The organism is Streptomyces sp. CB01201, from assembly GCF_002803085.1.
GTDB classification, from domain to species: domain Bacteria; phylum Actinomycetota; class Actinomycetes; order Streptomycetales; family Streptomycetaceae; genus Streptomyces; species Streptomyces hundungensis.
The window spans coordinates 445081-462188 of the sequence record NZ_NNBJ01000003.1; the positions used below are offsets into that span (position 1 = coordinate 445081).

Consider the following 17108-nt stretch of genomic DNA (forward strand, 5'->3'; position numbering starts at 1 on the left):
CTTCAGGTGGGCTCTGCTCCAGCGGGCCCTACTTCAGGTGGGCCTGGACCTCGGACGCCGCCTCGTCGCCGTACGCCTTGGTGAAGCGGTCCATGAAGTTGGCCCGGCGCAGGGTGTACTCCTGGGTGCCCAGGGTCTCGATGACCAGGGTGGCCAGCATGCAGCCGAGCTGGGCCGCGCGCTCGTGGCCCACGCCCCAGGACAGACCGGTCAGGAAGCCGGCCCGGAACGCGTCGCCCACGCCCGTCGGGTCGACCTTGGCGTCCTCCTCGGGGCAGCCCACGACGATCGGCTCGGCGCCGACCTTGTCGATGCGCACGCCGCGCGAGCCGAGCGTGGTGACCCGGTAGTCGACCTTGGAGAGGATCTCCTCGTCGCTCCACCCGGTCTTGCTCTCGATGAGCCCCTTCTCGTACTCGTTCGAGAAGAGGTAGGTCGCGCCTTCGAGCAGGGTGCGGATGTCGTCGCCGGACATCCGGGCGATCTGCTGCGAGAAGTCGGCCGCGAAGGGGATGCTCCGCGCCTTGCACTCCTCGGTGTGGCGCAGCATCGCCTCCGGGTCGTCGGCGCCGATCAGCACGAGGTCGAGGCCGCCCACCCGGTCGGCCACCGACTTCAGCTCGATCTGCCGGGCCTCGCTCATCGCGCCCGTGTAGAAGGAGCCGATCTGGTTGTGGTCGGAGTCGGTGGTGCACACGAAGCGGGCCGTGTGCAGGACCTCGGAGATCCGCACCGAGCCGGTGTCGACGCCGTGCCGGTCGAGCCAGGCGCGGTACTCGTCGAAGTCCGAGCCGGCCGCGCCGACCAGGATCGGGCGGCCGCCGAGCTGGCCCATCCCGAAGCAGATGTTGGGACCGACACCCCCGCGGCGTACGTCGAGGTTGTCGACCAGGAAGGAGAGGGAGACCGTGTGCAGCTGGTCCGCGACCAGCTGGTCGGCGAAGCGGCCGGGGAAGGTCATGAGGTGGTCGGTCGCGATGGAGCCGGTGACTGCGATACGCACGGCGAGGGCGCTCCTGGTGAGGATGGGGAGGGGCGCGCAAAGCGCTCCGATAGGGGTGGTGGCGGGAGACGGGTGGGCGTGGACGGTTCACGCTACCGGGTCGGTCCGGCTGGGCCGACCGGCGGAAACTACCCAATAGTAGGTCTTACTGCGCATGCTTCTCGGTGCGTACGGTGCGAAGCATGGAAACCAAGCTGAACAGCGGGCACGGGGTGGCGGCGGGTCAGGGCCTGGAGGAGCTGCGTGGCGACTGCGCGCGGATGGCACCGCACTGGGTCGTCCCCGCGGCGCTCGCCCCGGACCCGGTGCCGCCGTCCCTGATCCACGGTGTGACGGTTCCGCCCGCATCGGTACGGCTCATCGCGGACATGTCCGATTACGGGGACTGAAACGGCCTGATCGCGCGGGTGCGGCGCACGGGATGGAACCGTGCGCTCCCCCGCTCCGTCCAACCGGCGTCCCTCGTCAAGGGGATGCGGGATACGACTGGACAGGAGCGATCTGGTGAGCAGCGAGCACACGCAGGACGAGCCCCGGCAGCGGCGTTCGCGTCGGACTCCCTTGATCCTCGCCGCGGCGACCCTGGCCGTACTGGCCGTGGGGGGCGGTGGGGCGTACTGGGCCACGACGGCGTCCTCGGGCGGTGACAACAAGCCCGGCGCTGACGGTGCGCCTCCGCCGCTCGCCCTCGACAGCGCACCCGGCGCCCCCGGCGCCCCGAGCGGCGGCAGCGGCGGCAGCGGTGGCGGCAACGGGATCGCGCCGGGTGAGCCCGACCCCAACGGGGTGGTCTACCGGGCGTCGGTCAAGCTGCCCGAGGGGCCCGGCAAGGCGGCCGTCCATCAGCCGCGCGGCACGGTGGACGAGGCCGCGGTGAACCGGCTCGCCCGGGCGCTCGGCATCGACGGGGCGGCGCGCCTGGAGGGCGACAGCTGGAAGGCGGGTGCCACCAAGGACGGCTCGGGCCCGACCCTGACGGTCACTCAGAAGGCGCCGGGCACCTGGACGTTCGCCCGTTACGGCAGCGGCGGCACGGACAACTGCCCCAAGGGCAAGATGTGTCCGATGCACACCACCGGCGCGGACACGGGCTCCGGCACCAGCACCAGCACCAGCACCAGCACCGGCGGAGGCGGCCCGATCGGCGAGCAGGCGGCGAAGGCGGCCGCGGCCCCGGTCCTCAAGGCGCTCGGCCAGGACGACGCCAAGCTGGACGCCTCGGAGATCCTCGCCTCGGCCCGGGTGGTGAACGCGGACCCGGTGATCGACGGGCTTCCCACGTACGGCTGGACGACCGGCATCCAGGTCGGCCCGGACGGTCAAGTGGTGGGCGGAAGCGGCCAGTTGAAGACGCCCGACAAGGGCGACACCTATCCGGTGCTCAGCGCGGACAAGACGCTGGCCCAGCTCAACAGCCACCGCGAGCAGCCGAAGACCAAGGACTGCACCGGTCCGGTGCCGCTCGACGGGCAGCCCACCAAGGGGCGGCTGCCGAGCGATCCGCAGGGCAACATCCAGCCCTGCAAGCAGCCCACGCCCTCGACCGTGACGATCAGCGGGGCGACCTTCGGGCTCGCCGCGCAGTTCGTGGCGGGCACGCCGGCCCTGGTGCCGTCATGGCTGTTCCAGGTGAAGCCGGACGCGGGGCAGCCGTTCACCATCACCGCCCCGGCGCTGGCCCCCGAGTACATCGCCAAGCCGCCGAGCGGCGCCCCCGTGCCGGCTCCGTCGGGCTCGGCCACCGCGCCGGGCGCACACGGCCAGTCGCTGGAGTCGTACGCCCCGGCGCCGGACGGGCGGACCCTGAACGTGACGTTCTGGGGCGGGGTGTGCAGCACGTACACGGCGACCGCCGACGAGAGCGGTGACGGCGTGCGGGTGCGGGTGACCGGCCAGGTCACCGACCCGAAGAAGATGTGCGTCGCGCTGGCCAAGCAGCAGACGGTATCCGTGGAGCTGCACCAGGCGCTCGGGGCCCGCGAGGTCCTCGACGCGGACACCGGCAAGGAGCTGCCGAAGAAGTAGCGGTACGGCAGAACTGGCGGTACGACAGAACTGGCGGTACGGGAGAACTGGCGGTACGGGCCTCAGGGCGCCGGACACGACGAAGGCGGGCGCCCCCGGATGACCGGGGGCGCCCGCCTTTCGGCTGCCGCGAGGCCCAGCGGGCCGCCGCGACCCAGGGCCTAGCTGAACGAGTCGCCGCAGGCGCAGGAGCCCGTCGCGTTCGGGTTGTCGATCGTGAAGCCCTGCTTCTCGATGGTGTCGACGAAGTCGATCGAGGCGCCGCCCAGGTACGGGGCGCTCATGCGGTCGGTCACGACCTTGACACCGTCGAAGTCCTTGACGACATCCCCGTCGAGCGAGCGCTCGTCGAAGAACAGCTGGTAGCGCAGGCCGGAGCAGCCGCCGGGCTGAACGGCGACACGCAGCGCCAGGTCGTCCCGGCCTTCCTGCTCAAGGAGGCCCTTGACCTTGGCCGCGGCGGCGTCGGACAGGAGGATGCCGTCGCTCACGGTGGTGGTCTCGTCCGATACGGACATCTGCTTCTCTCCCGGGTTGTACGGAGACTGCTTGCCGACGGTTGCAACCGGCGGGGCCCCGGATTCATTCCGGGTCGGGTTCTTCTTCTTTCATGCTCGCACACACGGGGGCGGGCGGGAAAAGGCCTGGGGACAACTCCCCGCGCGACCGGGTGCGTCACATCGACGCTATCGCCATCGTCAAAGTGACGTGAAGCGGTTATGATAGATAGCGTCATTTAGACGAAAACCCCCGCGTGCAAGCACCTGGGGCCACTGGAGCGGCTCCGCCGCACTGCTCAGGAAACAGAAAGGGTGCGTGACGTGACCACCGCCCAGCCCCGTCAGGACCTCGCCGGACGCGTCGAGCTCGACGTGCAGCCGACGCCGCTCGCGCTGCTCCTGCTCGGCCGCGAGGCCGACCCCAAGAGCGAGCGCGGCGTGGAGTGCCCCGGCGACCTTCCGTCGCCCTCCGACCCGGACCTGGTGGCGCGGGCCCGCGCGGCCAAGGAGAAGCTCGGGGACAAGGTCTTCATCCTCGGGCACCACTACCAGCGCGACGAGGTCATCGAGTTCGCCGATGTGACGGGCGACTCGTTCAAGCTGGCCAAGGACGCGGCCGCCAAGCCCGAGGCCGAGTACATCGTGTTCTGCGGTGTGCACTTCATGGCCGAGTCCGCGGACATCCTGACCGGCGACGACCAGAAGGTCGTCCTTCCGGACCTCGCCGCCGGCTGCTCGATGGCCGACATGGCCACCGCCGAGCAGGTCGCCGAGTGCTGGGACGTACTGACCGAGGCCGGGATAGCCGAGCAGGTCGTGCCCGTCTCGTACATGAACTCCTCGGCCGACATCAAGGCGTTCACCGGCAAGCACGGCGGCACCATCTGCACCTCCTCCAACGCCGAGCGCGCCCTGAACTGGGCCTTCGAGCAGGGGGAGAAGGTCCTGTTCCTGCCGGACCAGCACCTGGGCCGCAACACCGCCGTGCGCGACCTCGGCATGTCCCTCGACGACTGCGTGCTCTACAACCCGCACAAGCCGAACGGCGGCCTCACCGTCGAGCAGCTGCGGAACGCGAAGATGATCCTGTGGCGCGGGCACTGCTCGGTGCACGGGCGCTTCTCGCTCGACTCGGTGAACGACGTGCGCGAGCGCATCCCGGGCGTGAACGTCCTGGTGCACCCCGAGTGCAAGCACGAGGTCGTGGCCGCGGCGGACTACGTCGGCTCGACGGAGTACATCATCAAGGCCCTGGAGGCGGCCCCGCGCGGCTCCAAGTGGGCGATCGGCACCGAGCTGAACCTGGTGCGCCGCCTGGCCAACCGGTTCGCCGCCGAGGACAAGGAGATCGTCTTCCTCGACAAGACGGTCTGCTTCTGCTCGACCATGAACCGCATCGACCTGCCGCACCTCGTGTGGACCCTGGAATCGCTCGCCGAGGGCAAGCTGATCAACCAGATCCAGGTCGACCGCGAGACCGAGAGCTTCGCGAAGCTCGCCCTGGAGCGGATGCTGGCCCTGCCGTAACCCCGGGCCCGGACACCGCGGAAGGCCGCCCCCTCGCAGGAGGGGGCGGCCTTCGTCGTACGGTCCGGGCCCGGCGTGGACCGGGCCCGGACCGTGCGGCCGGATCAGGCGTTGGCCCGCTCCAGCTCGTCGGAGTCCTCCGAGGTCGTGGACTCGCCCACGGGCTCGCCGCGCTTGGCCGCCTTCTTCCTGGCCCTGCGCTCCTTGCGGAGCTCGACCATCGCGTAGAGGGTCGGGACCAGGAGCAGGGTGAGCAGCGTCGACGTCACCAGACCGCCGATCACCACGACCGCGAGCGGCTGGGCGATGAAGCCGCCCTCGCCCGTGACGCCGAGCGCCATCGGGAGCAGCGCGAAGATCGTCGCGAGGGCCGTCATCAGGATCGGACGCAACCGGTGGCGGCCACCCTCGACGACCGCCTCGACCACGCCGAGGCCCTGCTTGCGGTACTGGTTGATCAGGTCGATCAGGACGATCGCGTTGGTCACCACGATGCCGATCAGCATCAGCATGCCGATCATCGCCGGGACGCCCATCGGGGTGTCGGTGGCTGCGAGCAGGCCGATCGCGCCGGTGGCCGCGAACGGGATGGAGACCAGCAGGATCAGCGGCTGGATCAGGGACTTGAAGGTCGCGACCAGGAGCATGAAGACGATCGCGATCGCGGCCAGCATCGCCAGGGCCAGGTTCTTGAACGCGTCCGACTGGTCCGAGGAGACGCCGCCGATGGTGGCGGTGGCGCCGGACGGCAGCTTCAGGGCGTCGATCTTGCTCTGGAGGTCCGTGCTGACCTTGCCGGTGTTGTCGCCGACCGGCTTGGCGGTGATGGTCGCCGAGCGGGCGCCGTCGATCCGGGTCATCGAGACCGGGCCGGGCACCAGCTTCACGTCGGCGATGTCACCGAGCTTGACCGGGCCGAGCGGCAGGTTCTTGAGCTGGTCCAGGGTCGTGGCCGGGTCGGGCGAGGTGATGTACACGTCCCGCTCCGAGTCGCCCATGATCGCCTTGGTGACCTGGGTGCCGTGCACCTGCTGGGCGACGGCCATGCCGAGCGTGGCCTGGTTGAAGCCCGCTTCGGCCGCCTTGTCGTTGGGCTGCACCGAGACCCGGGGCACGCTCTGCGCCAGGTCGCTCTGGACGTCGCTGACGTCCTTGAGGCTCGCGACGGCCTGGCGCACCTGCTCGGAGGCCTTCTTCAGGACGTCGCCGTCGGCCGCCTTCACGACCACGCTGAGGTCCTGGCTGCCGAAGCCGCCGCCGGCCGTGATGGCCGGGTTGCCGGGCTGGCCCTTGAGGGCCTTCTCCAGGCGGTCGTGCGCCTTGTCGTAGTCGCTCGCGTTCTTCAGCGTCACCGTGTACGAGGCCTGGTTGGCGCCGGTGCCGCCGCCGAAGGCCGCCATGAAGCCGGAGGAGCCGACGGTGACCTGGTAGCTCTTGACCGCCGGGTCGGCGGCCAGGATCGCCTCGATCTTCTTGGACGCGGCGTCCGCGGCGTCCAGGCTGGTGCCGGGCGCCAGTTCCTGCTTGATCGACAGGCTGTCCTGCTCGCCCTGGTCGAAGAAGTTGGTCTTCAGGAGACCGGCCATGCCGAAGGTGCCGATCAGGACGACGACCGCGATCAGCACGCTGACCAGGCGGCGCCGGGTCGCGAAGCGCAGCACCGGGACGTAGAGGCGCTGGAGCCGGGACTTGTTCTCCTTCTCCTCGGCCCTGCGGCGCGCCTCGTCCGGGTCGATGCCCGCGATCGCCTTGGGCGCGCGCAGGAACCAGTACGACAGGACCGGCACGACGGTCAGGGAGACGAGCAGCGAGGCGAGCAGGGCGGCGGTGACGGTGAGGCTGAACGAGCCGAACAGCTCGCCCACCATGCCGTTCACGAAGGCGATCGGCAGGAACACCGCGACGGTGGTGAGCGTCGAGGCGGTGACCGCGCCGGCCACCTCCTTGACCGCCGCCAGGATCGCCTCCTGGCGCTCCTCGCCGTAGCCGAGGTGGCGCTTGATGTTCTCCAGGACCACGATCGAGTCGTCGACGACCCGGCCGATCGCGATCGTCAACGCGCCCAGCGTGAGCATGTTGAGGGAGAGGTCCTGCGTCCACAGCACGATCAGGGCGAGGACCACGGACAGCGGGATGGAGACCGCGGTCACCAGCGTCGAGCGGATCGAGGCCAGGAAGAGCAGGATCACGATCACGGCGAAGAGCAGGCCGAGCGCGCCCTCCGTGGTCAGCCCCGAGATGGCCTTGGAGACCTGCGGGCCCTGGTCCATGGCGACGGTGATCTCCGCGCCGGACCCGAGGTCCTTCTTCAGGTCGGGCAGCTTGTCCTTGACGGCCTTCGAGATCGCGACGGCGCTGCCGTCGTGGTCCATGGTGGCCGTCACGGCGAGGCTGGGCTTGCCGTCGGTGCGGGTGATGGAGACGCGCTGCGCGGGCTGCTGCTTGACGGTGGCGATGTCACCGAGGCGGACCGGGGCACCCTGCTGCGGCTTGATCCGCAGGTCCTCGATCTGCTTCAGGGAGGTGTAGGGGGCGCCGACCTGGACCGTGCGGCTCTTGCCGTCCTCGGAGAAGGAGCCGCCGGGGACCGTCGCGCCGCCCGCCTTGAGGGCGTCGCCGAGCGTCATGGTGGTGAGACCGGCCGCGGCGAGCTTCTTCGCGTCCGGCGTGACATTGACCTGGAGGTCCTGGACGCCGTCGACGCTGACGCGGCCGACGCCCTTGATGTCCTCCAGGGCCGGGACGACCGTGCGGTCCAGCTGGTCGGCGAGCGCCTGCTGGTCCTTGTCGGAGGTCACCGCGAGCACCACGGTCGGCATGTCGTCGGTGGAGCCGGCGACGACCTGCGGGTCGACCTCGGTGGGGATCTGGGTGCGGGACCGGTTGACGGCCTGCTGGATGTCGGCGACGAGCTGCTTCGTACCGGTGCCGAAGTCGAAGGTCGCCATGATCACGGCGTTGCCCTCGGAGGCCGTGGACGTGATGCCCTTGACCCCGCTGACGGCCTTGATGTTCTTTTCGAGCGGCTCGACGACCTGCTTCTCGACCACATCGGGGGACGCGCCCTGATAGGGGGCGAGCACCGACACCATCGGCAGTTCGATGGTGGGCAGCAGTTGCTGCTTGAGCTGCGGAATGGCGATCGCCCCGAAGACGATCGCGACGATCGACATCAGGCCTATCAGGGCCCGTTGTGCGAGGCTGAATCTGGACAGCCAGGACATGGGTGGGGTCTCTCTTCTGTGGCGTGCGAGCGGCGATACCCAGCAGGAGGGCAGGCGGCCGGCCCGTGATCACGCGGCGCATCGTCCGGGAAGACCCGGCCCCCGCCCACAACCCTCCGCCATGGGGCGGGTTCGATTCCTCGCTCCCAGGTCCCTTTCCTTATCCCGCGCATACCGCAGCCGCAGTACGCCGCACTCCACCCTTCAGTCCACCCGTGGACGGACAAGCCCCGATTCGTAGGCGATTACCACCAATTGGGCCCGGTCGCGGGCGCTCAGCTTGGCCATCGCCCGGTTGACATGGGTCTTGACGGTGAGCGGGCTGACGGCGAGGCGCTCGGCGATCTCGTCGTTGGAGTGGCCGCCCGCGACCTGGACCAGGACCTCGCGCTCGCGGACGGTCAGCGTGGCGAGCCGCTCGCCGTGTCGTCGCGGGTCCTCGACGCCGCCGTCCCAACTGCCGCCCTGGGCAAGGAAAGTGGTGATCAGGCCCTTGGTCGCGGCCGGTGACAGGAGCGCCTCGCCGGCCGCGGCGACCCGGATCGCGCCGAGCAGCTCCTCGGGTTCGGCACCCTTGCCGAGGAAGCCCGAGGCGCCGGCGCGCAACGACTGCACCACGTACTCGTCGACCTCGAACGTCGTCAGCATCACCACGTGGACCGAGGCCAGGGCCGGGTCGGCGGTGATGGCGCGGGTGGCGGCGAGACCGTCGGTGCCGGGCATCCGGATGTCCATCAGGACCACGTCCGGCCGGGTCGCGCGGACCACGTCGACGACCGCGGCCCCGTCGGCCGCCTCCCCGACGACCGCCATGTCCGGCTCGGAGTCCACCAGGACCCGGAAGGCCGAGCGCAGCAGCGCCTGGTCGTCGGCGAGTACCACCGTGATGGTCATGACGTGCCTTCCCCCGTGGCCCCGGTCTCCGCGGCCTTGACCGGCAGTATCGCCTGTACGCGGAAGCCGCCGCCGTAGCGGGGTCCGGCGGTGCAGCTGCCGCCGAGGGCGGTGACCCGCTCGCGCATGCCGAGCAGGCCGTGGCCGCCGCCGTCGCTGTCCGCGCCGCCGGTGCCGGTGCCGTTGTCGATGACGGTGATCTCGGTGTGCGGCCCCACCCGTACGACGCTCACCTCGGCCTTGGCGCCCGGCCCCGCGTGCTTGCGCACATTGGTGAGCGCCTCCTGGATGACCCGGTACGCGGCGAGGTCGACGGCGGCCGGCAGCGGGGCGTCGTCGGTGCGGGCGAGTTCCACGGGCAGCCCCGCGCGCCGGAAGCCGCCGAGCAGGTCGTCCAGGACGGCGAGCCCGGGGGCGGGCTCGGTGGGGGCGGCCGGGTCGCCGGACTGGCGCAACAGGCCGACGGTGGACCGGAGTTCGTTCAGGGCCGAGCGGCTGGCCTCGCGCACATGGGCGAGCGCCTCCTTCGCCTGGTCGGGCCGCTTGTCCATGACGTGCGCGGCGACACCGGCCTGCACATTGACCAGGGCGATGTGATGGGCCACCACGTCGTGCAGATCGCGGGCGATCCGCAGCCGCTCCTCGGCCACCCGGCGCCTGGCTTCCTCCTCGCGGCCGTGCTCGGCCCGCTCGGCGCGCTCGCGGATCGCGTCGATGAAGGCGCGCCGGCTGCGCACGGCGTCCCCGGCGGCCGCGGCCATGCCGGTCCAGGCGAAGATCCCGAGGTGTTCCTGGGAGTACCAGGGCGGGGTACCGAAGAGCATGGCCGTGCCGGTGAGCACCACGACGCTGAGCACGCCGACGCGGTAGGTGGTGGGGCGGTCGGTGTGGGCGGCGACCGTGTAGAGCGCGACGACGGCGCTCATGGCGACGGGCGCGGGCGGGTCGCCCAGGCTCAGCTCGACCATGGCGAGCGCGCCGGTGCAGCCGAGCACCTCCATGGGCCGGCGCCGCCGCAGCACCAGCGCCCCGGCTCCCAGAACCATCAGAACGAGCGAACGGAGCCCCGGCGTACGGGTGCCGAAGGTCGGCCCGTTCGGTCCGTGCGGGTCGGCGAAGGAGCCGAGGACCATGCAGATCAGTACGCCGAGCGCGAGGGCGGCGTCCAGGGCCAGCGGATGCGCCTTGAGCCAGGGGCGGGCACGGTCGATGGGGGTCACGGTCACCTACCGTAAGGGGGCCGGGACCCCGCCCCGTCAGCCCGGGATGAGGCCGTCGTCGCCGAGCATCTCCTTGACCTCGTCCAGACTGGCGTCCGGGCTCGGAAGGATCAGCTCGGACGGTTCCAGGGAGTCGTCGGGAAGCGGCTCGCCGAGGCGGCGCACCGCGTCCAGGAGCTCGCCCAGGGTGCGGCGGAAGCCGCCCTCGTCGCCCTCCTCCATCTGAGCGAGGAGCTCGTCGTCGAGCTTGTTGAGCTCGGTGAAGTGGCCGTCCGCCAGCTTCACCTGGCCCTCCCCCATGATCCGGACGATCATGAACGTCTCCTGCCGCTCGTCACTGCTTGTCGAAGCGCGGGCTCTGCTGCGGGGCCTTGTCCTGAGGAGCGGCGGCGCCGCCCTCGATGGCCTGCTTCCCGCCGGACTCGCCGCCCATCAGCTCGGCCTTCATCCGCTGCAGTTCCAGCTCTACATCCGTACCACCGGACAGCCGGTCCAGCTCGGTCTGGATGTCGTCCTTGGCGAGCCCCGACTGGTCGTCGAGGGCGCCCGAGGCGAGGAGTTCGTCGATCGCGCCGGCCCGCGCCTGGAGCTGCGCGGTCTTGTCCTCGGCGCGCTGGATGGCCATGCCGACGTCGCTCATCTCCTCGGAGATGCCCGAGAAGGACTCGGCGATCCGGGTCTGCGCCTGGGCCGCCGTGTACGTCGCCTTGATCGTTTCCTTCTTGGTGCGGAAGGCGTCGACCTTGGCCTGGAGGCGCTGGGCCGCAAGGGTGAGCTTCTCCTCCTCGCCCTGCAACGTCTGGTGCTGCGTCTCCAGGTCGGTGACCTGCTGCTGCAACGAGGCGCGGCGGGACAGGGCCTCGCGGGCCAGGTCCTCACGGCCCAGCGAGAGGGCCTTGCGCCCCTGCTCCTCCAGCTTGGTGGACTGGTTCTGCAGCTGGTTGAGCTGTAGTTCCAGCCGCTTGCGGGAGGTCGCCACGTCGGCGACTCCCCTGCGTACCTTCTGAAGCAGCTCCAGCTGCTTCTGGTACGAGTAATCGAGGGTCTCGCGAGGGTCCTCGGCCCGGTCAAGGGCCTTGTTCGCCTTCGCGCGGAAGATCATCCCCATACGCTTCATGACACCGCTCATGGGCTTCGCGCGCCCCCTTCTGACGGACTCCAGCTCCAGCTGCTGCAACAGAACCCACAGTACGGGCCCTGCATCCATTACCGCACTGTTCGGGCGCCGATGCGCTCATCCCCAAGGACGACTGTGTCCACCGCCGATCCGGCGCAGGGAGTAGGTGAACCTCGGGGGAACAGTGCATCGGCCACCTGTGAGGACGCAAGGCGTTGTGGGATCGTTCCCCACCGGCCTGGGGTCCATGCCGGGTACCCCGTACCCTTGGGGATTGTGTTCCGTAGCCGTTCCAACGCAGAGAAGGCCCCCACCGACAAGGTGACGGCGGACCTCTCCAAAGCGCCCCGCGACCCCGAGGCCCCCAAGGGGCGCCCCACTCCCAAGCGGAGTGAGGCGCAGACCCAGCGGCGCCGTGCCTCGACCGTGCCGACCGACCGCAAGGAGGCCGCCAAGCGCCAGCGCGAGGCCCGCCGGGTCGACATGGCCAAGCAGCGCGAGGCCCTCGCCAATGGTGACCAGCGCTATCTGCCGGCCCGTGACAAGGGCCCGGTGCGCAAGTTCACCCGTGACTTCGTCGACTCCCGGTTCTCGGTGGCCGAGATGTTCCTGCCGCTCGCGGTGATCATCCTGGTGCTCTCGATGATCCGGATCGGCAGCTTGCAGAACCTCTCTCTGCTGCTGTGGCTCGTGGTGATCGTGCTCATCGTGCTCGACTCGATCGGCCTCGCCTTCCGGCTCAAGAGGGCGCTCGCCGCCCGCTTCCCGGACGAGCCGAAGAAGGGCGCCGTCGCGTACGGCCTCATGCGCACGCTCCAGATGCGCCGGCTGCGGCTGCCCAAGCCGCAGGTCAAGCGCGGAGAGCGGCCCTGAGCGGGAAGCCGTCCGGGTTCACCGGCGCCTCCGGCGCCTGGCTGAAGGGCCTCGGCGGGCTGCGCAATGTGGTCCGCCAGGAGCTCGTGGCCCGTCATCTCGACGAGCAGATAGCCGGGCGCTTCCCGGTGGGCCAGCGCCTGCGCGTCCTCGACGTCGGCATGGGCCAGGGCACCCAGGCCCTGCGCCTGGCCCGCGCCGGGCATTCGGTGACCGGGCTCGAATCCGATGCCGCGATGCTGAAGGTGGCGCGCGAGGCGCTGGCCACCGAGCCGGAGGGCATCCGTGAGCGGGTCCGCCTGATCGAGGGCGACGGCCGCGAGACCGGCGTGCACTTCCTGCCCGGCTCCTTCGACGTGGTGCTCTGCCACGGCGTCCTGATGTACGTCGAGGAACCGGACGCCATGCTCGCGGGCCTGGCCCGGATGCTGGCCCCCGGCGGCCTCCTCTCGCTCCTGGTGCGGAACGCGGACGCGCTCGCCATGCGGCCCGGGCTCGCCGGTGACTGGGCGGGCGCCCTCACCGCCTTCGACTCGGACTCGTACACCAACCGGCTCGGCCTGCCGGTGCGGGCCGACCGGCTCGCCGTGCTGACCCGCACGCTCGACGGGATCGCGGCCCCGCTGCACACCTGGTACGGGGTGCGGGTGTTCACCGACAACGTCTCCAACGCCACGGACCTTCCGGCCGCCGACGAGCTGGAGCGGCTGCTCGCCGCCGAGGACCGAGCCGGCCGCACCGACCCCTACCGCCACACCGCGGCGCTGCTGCACCTCTTCGGCGTACGGGGCTGAGCCCCCAGGCCCCGCCGGACCGGGCCCCGGCTAACAGTCTTGGGCCGGGGTATCCGCCGAACGGGCCCCGGCCCCGGGACCCCGGTACCTGATCGGGCTCACCGACAGGCCGTCATTTCGGACCAAAGGGATACTCCTGCCATGGATGCATCTCTTCGCCCCGGCCGGGTGCGCCGTGCGGTGCTGCCGCTGACCGCCGCCGTCGCCACCGTCGCCCTGCTGGGCGGCTGTTCGGGCGGCAGCACGGCCGCGGTGCCCAAGTCGGCCAGTCCGTCCGCCAGTTCCCCGTCGGCCCAGCGCAACGGCTCCGGCGTCACCGACAGCCTCCAGAGCGACTACCAGCGGGTCATCAAGAACGTGCTGCCGTCCGTCGTGCAGATCGACGCGTCCAACAGCCTCGGGTCCGGGATCGTCTACGACGACCAGGGGCACATCGTCACCAACGCGCACGTGGTCGGCAACGAGCGCACCTTCAAGGTGTCGACGTCCGGCAGCGGTACGGCGATCACCGCGCGGCTCGTGTCGTCCTACCCCGAGCAGGACCTCGCCGTCATCAAGCTCGACTCGATGCCGAGCGGGCTCAAGGCGGCGCGGTTCGGCGACTCCGCCAAGGTCGAGATGGGCCAGATCGTGCTGGCGATGGGCTCGCCGCTCGGCCTGTCCTCCAGCGTCACCCAGGGCATCGTCTCCGCGACCGGACGCACCGTCTCCGAGGGCAGTGCGGGCGGCGGGACCGGCGCCACCATCGCCAACATGGTGCAGACCTCGGCGGCGATCAACCCGGGCAACAGCGGCGGCGCCCTGGTGAACCTGGACAGCGAGGTCATCGGTATTCCGACGCTCGCCGCGACCGACCCGGACATGGGCGGCAGCGCGGCCCCCGGGATCGGCTTCGCCATTCCGGTGTCGATGGTCAAGACGGTCGCCGACCAGATCATCAAGAGCGGCAAGGTGACCGACTCGGGCCGGGCCGCGCTCGGCATCACCGGCCGCACCGTGGTGAACGCCGGCTACCAGCCCGCCGGGGTCGCGGTCGTGCAGGCCCCGGCGAACGGGGCGGCGGCCAAGGCCGGTCTGCGGGCGGGCGACATCATCACCAAGCTCAACGACACCGAGATCTCGACCATCACCTCGCTGACGGAGGCGCTGGCCGCGGACAAACCGGGCCAGAAGGTCACGGTGGCGTATACGCGCGACGGCGCGAAGAAGACGGCCGAGGTCACGCTCGGCGAGATCTGAGCGGGGCCGGGGGCGCCGCGTGCGCCCCCGGCCCGCCCGTCAGACCTGCTCGGCGTGCAGGCTCATCGGGCCGTAGATCTTGGTGCCGTCGTCGAAGAGGAACACCTGGTCGGCCCCGCCTTCGAGCAGGTCCTTCCACACCTCGCCGATCCAGGACTCCGCATCCCCCTGGGTCGTGAACTCCTCCGGCGCCACCGCCGGCTCGACCTCCGTACCGTCCGACTTCTCGAAACGCCACGTCCACGCCATGTCCGCCTCCTGGGTCACGTTGCTGCCCGCAGCGTAACCGGGCGCGCAAGAGGGCCGCCGACGCGGGAGGATCGTGGGTGTGGAACTGACTCTCCTCGGCACCGGGGCCCCCGCCGGCCTGCCGCGCCCCGACTGTCCCTGCGCCGCGTGCGCCCTCGCCCGTGGCAAGGACGCCCGCGCCGCCACCGCCCTGCTCGTCGACGGCGCGCTGCTGCTCGACCTCACCCCGGGCGCGGCGCTCGCCGCCGCGCGCGCCGGGCACTCGCTCGCCGGGGTGCGCCAGGTGCTGCTCACCCATCCGCACGACGGACCGGCCGTGGAGCTGCCCGCCGGCCTGCCCGCGGCGGGCCGGGTGCCGGACGGTCGCAGGCTGACGCTGATCAGCGGGCACCGGGTCCGCGCCGTGCCGCTGGACTCGCCGGGCACCGGCTACGAGGTGACGTCCCCCGAGGGCGAGCGGCTCCTCTACCTGCCACCGGGCGGCGCCCCCGCGGGCCCGGCCGAAGTGCGGCCGTACGACATGGTGGTGGCCGATGTGTCCGGGCGGCCGGACGCGCTCGCGCGGCTGCGGGCGGCCGGCGGCATCGGTCCGGCGACCGATGTGATCGCCGTGCACATCGACCACGACGTCCCACCCGGGCGGGAGTTGGAGCGCCGGCTCGCCGCGCTCGGCGCACGTGCGGTGCCGGACGGCACGACCCTGATCGTCGGCGAGTACCACGCGGTGCCCGATCTGCCGCGCCGCACGCTCGTCCTGGGCGGCGCCCGCTCCGGCAAGTCGGTGGAGGCCGAGCGGCGCCTGGCGGGCTTCCCCGGCGTCGTCTACGTGGCGACGGGCGGCGGCCGGGACGGCGACGCGGAGTGGGCGGCGCGGGTCGGCCTGCACCGCGAGAGGCGGCCCGCCTCCTGGCGTACCGAGGAGACCTGCGAGCTCGCGCCGCTGCTCGACCAGCCAGGCCCGCCGCTCCTGATCGACTGTCTGGCACTGTGGCTGACCGACGCGATGGACCGGGTCGGCGCCTGGGACGACGAGAAGTGGGCGGCGGGCGGCGAGCGCGCGCTGAAGGAGCGCACGGAGGAACTCGTCGCGACGGTGCGGTCCACCGCGCGGACGGTGGTGGCGGTGAGCAACGAGGTGGGCTCGGGCGTGGTCCCCGCGACCTCGTCGGGAAGGCGGTTCCGGGACGAACTGGGGCGCCTGAACGCGGCGTTCGCGGGCGAGTGCGAGCAGGTCCTGCTCGTCGTCGCGGGGCAGGCGCTCACATTGCGCGGCTGACGTCCACCCGCTGGCGGTACTGTTCGGCAAATGAGCAGGCTGAACCTGGACGACTTCTCCGATCTGATCGAACGCCCCGACAACGGCGTGCGGCGTGACGCCGAGGAACGCCGGGAGCGGCTGACCGTGCCGCCCGGCGCGCTCGGCCGGCTCGACGAGCTGGCCACCTGGCTGTCGGCGGCGCAGGACGCCAACCCGGTCCGGGCCGTCGAGCGCCCCCGCGTGATCCTCTTCGCCGGGGACCACGGCGTGGCCGGGCTCGGCGTCTCGGCCCGCCCCGCCTCCTCCGCGCACACCCTCGTACGGTCCGTCCTGGACGGCGGGAGCCCCGTCGCGGTGCTCGCCCGCCGCCAGGGCGCCTCGGTCCGCGTCGTCGACGCCGGCCTGGACTGCGACCCCGCCCTGCTGCCCGAGGACGTCGTACGCCACCGGGTGCGGCGCGGCAGCGGCCGCATCGACATCGAGGACGCCCTGACCGTCGAGGAGGCGGAGGCGGCCGTCCGGCTCGGCATGCGCATCGCCGACGAGGAGGCCGACTCCGGCACCGACCTGGTGGTGCTCGGCGACCTCAGCGTGGGCGGCACCACCCCGGCGGCGGTGCTGATCGCGGCGCTGTGCGGCACGGACGCCTCGGTGGTCACCGGGCGCGGCGGCGCCGGGATCGACGACCTGGCCTGGATGCGCAAGTGCGCCGCGATCCGCGACGCACTGCGCCGGGCGCGGCCGGTTCTCGGCGACCAGCTCGAACTTCTGGCGGCGGTGGGCGGCGCGGACCTTGCCGCCGCCACCGGTTTCCTGTTGCAGTGTGCGGTGCGCAGACTGCCGGTGATCCTGGACGGGGTCGTCTCGTCGGCCTGTGCGCTGGTGGCCCAGCGGGCGGCCTTCCGGGCTCCGGACTGGTGGCTGGCGGGCCAGTTGAGCGGCGAGCCGGGCCAGGCGAAGGCGCTGGACCGGATGGCGCTCAACCCTCTGCTCGATCATGGCGTCACAGTGGGCGAAGGAACCGGGGCATTGCTCGCTCTTCCCCTCGTACAAGCCGCGGCCGCCCTGGCCGCGGAGCTGCCCGAGCGCACCGACCCGCGCGCGGAGAGCACCGAGGAGAGCAGCGACGCGTGAGTCACGGCGGAGCCGGGGGCCTCCCCGGCTCCGCCTGCGGCCGCTGTGAAA

16 protein-coding genes are annotated in these 17108 nt (G+C 71.5%); 8 read left to right on the forward strand and 8 right to left on the reverse strand.

The window, feature by feature from the left end; all coding sequences use genetic code 11:
* Positions 1-28: 28 nt before the first annotated feature.
* Complete coding sequence (locus CG740_RS09990) at positions 29-1003, reverse strand: carbohydrate kinase family protein (RefSeq protein WP_100574653.1); 975 nt, start codon at positions 1001-1003, stop codon at positions 29-31.
* A gap of 182 nt (positions 1004-1185) precedes the next feature.
* Here CG740_RS09990 and CG740_RS09995 point away from each other — a divergent pair, with 182 nt between their 5' ends.
* The gene (locus tag CG740_RS09995; protein ID WP_100574654.1) at positions 1186-1392 is read left to right on the forward strand and encodes a hypothetical protein; all 207 of its coding nucleotides are present in this window, start codon (positions 1186-1188) and stop codon (positions 1390-1392) included.
* A gap of 115 nt (positions 1393-1507) precedes the next feature.
* A complete protein-coding gene (locus tag CG740_RS10000) occupies positions 1508-3028 on the forward strand; it encodes a hypothetical protein (protein ID WP_100574655.1) in 1521 nt (506 codons plus the stop codon).
* Positions 3029-3189: 161 nt separating this feature from the next.
* Here CG740_RS10000 and CG740_RS10005 read toward each other — a convergent pair whose 3' ends face one another.
* A complete protein-coding gene (locus tag CG740_RS10005; protein ID WP_030933606.1) occupies positions 3190-3546 on the reverse strand; it encodes a HesB/IscA family protein in 357 nt (118 codons plus the stop codon).
* A 294-nt stretch (positions 3547-3840) separates the two neighbouring features.
* On the opposite strand from CG740_RS10005, the gene nadA reads away from it, so the two are divergent.
* Positions 3841-5055: a quinolinate synthase NadA gene (nadA, locus tag CG740_RS10010; RefSeq protein ID WP_100574656.1), complete on the forward strand. Its 1215-nt coding sequence runs from the start codon at positions 3841-3843 to the stop codon at positions 5053-5055.
* A 104-nt stretch (positions 5056-5159) separates the two neighbouring features.
* On the opposite strand, the gene CG740_RS10015 is transcribed toward nadA, so the two are convergent.
* The 5 genes from CG740_RS10015 to CG740_RS10035 form a co-directional block, all read right to left on the reverse strand.
* On the reverse strand, positions 5160-8279 hold the full coding sequence (locus tag CG740_RS10015; protein ID WP_100574657.1) for an efflux RND transporter permease subunit: 3120 nt from the start codon (positions 8277-8279) through the stop codon (positions 5160-5162).
* A 204-nt stretch (positions 8280-8483) separates the two neighbouring features.
* Positions 8484-9173, reverse strand: a complete 690-nt coding sequence (locus tag CG740_RS10020; RefSeq protein ID WP_100574658.1) for a response regulator — start codon at positions 9171-9173, stop codon at positions 8484-8486.
* Positions 9170-10393: a sensor histidine kinase gene (locus CG740_RS10025; RefSeq protein WP_100574710.1), complete on the reverse strand. Its 1224-nt coding sequence runs from the start codon at positions 10391-10393 to the stop codon at positions 9170-9172. The genes CG740_RS10020 and CG740_RS10025 overlap by 4 nt, the downstream gene beginning before the upstream one ends.
* Before the next feature lie 36 nt (positions 10394-10429).
* Positions 10430-10708 (reverse strand): PspA-associated protein PspAA, encoded by a 279-nt coding sequence (pspAA, locus tag CG740_RS10030; protein ID WP_100574659.1) that lies wholly within the window; start codon positions 10706-10708, stop codon positions 10430-10432.
* Between the two features lie 19 nt (positions 10709-10727).
* A complete protein-coding gene (locus CG740_RS10035; RefSeq protein WP_100574660.1) occupies positions 10728-11522 on the reverse strand; it encodes a PspA/IM30 family protein in 795 nt (264 codons plus the stop codon).
* Between the two features lie 264 nt (positions 11523-11786).
* On the opposite strand from CG740_RS10035, the gene CG740_RS10040 reads away from it, so the two are divergent.
* The 3 genes from CG740_RS10040 to CG740_RS10050 all read left to right on the forward strand — a co-directional run bounded on the left by CG740_RS10040 (position 11787) and on the right by CG740_RS10050 (position 14416).
* Entirely contained in the window at positions 11787-12383 is a 597-nt protein-coding gene (locus CG740_RS10040; RefSeq protein WP_100574661.1) for a DUF3043 domain-containing protein, read from the forward strand.
* Between the two features lie 59 nt (positions 12384-12442).
* On the forward strand, positions 12443-13177 hold the full coding sequence (locus CG740_RS10045; RefSeq protein WP_199846397.1) for a class I SAM-dependent methyltransferase: 735 nt from the start codon (positions 12443-12445) through the stop codon (positions 13175-13177).
* Positions 13178-13318: 141 nt separating this feature from the next.
* The gene (locus CG740_RS10050) at positions 13319-14416 is read left to right on the forward strand and encodes a S1C family serine protease (protein WP_100574663.1); all 1098 of its coding nucleotides are present in this window, start codon (positions 13319-13321) and stop codon (positions 14414-14416) included.
* A 39-nt stretch (positions 14417-14455) separates the two neighbouring features.
* On the opposite strand, the gene CG740_RS10055 is transcribed toward CG740_RS10050, so the two are convergent.
* Positions 14456-14665 (reverse strand): hypothetical protein, encoded by a 210-nt coding sequence (locus tag CG740_RS10055; RefSeq protein ID WP_100574664.1) that lies wholly within the window; start codon positions 14663-14665, stop codon positions 14456-14458.
* 79 nt (positions 14666-14744) lie between these two features.
* Between CG740_RS10055 and CG740_RS10060 the strand changes: the two genes are divergently transcribed.
* Together CG740_RS10060 and cobT are read left to right on the forward strand one after the other, a co-directional pair.
* Positions 14745-15941: a bifunctional adenosylcobinamide kinase/adenosylcobinamide-phosphate guanylyltransferase gene (locus CG740_RS10060; protein WP_199846389.1), complete on the forward strand. Its 1197-nt coding sequence runs from the start codon at positions 14745-14747 to the stop codon at positions 15939-15941.
* 30 nt (positions 15942-15971) lie between these two features.
* Positions 15972-17057, forward strand: a complete 1086-nt coding sequence (gene cobT, locus CG740_RS10065) for a nicotinate-nucleotide--dimethylbenzimidazole phosphoribosyltransferase (protein WP_100574665.1) — start codon at positions 15972-15974, stop codon at positions 17055-17057.
* Positions 17058-17108: the final 51 nt, after the last annotated feature.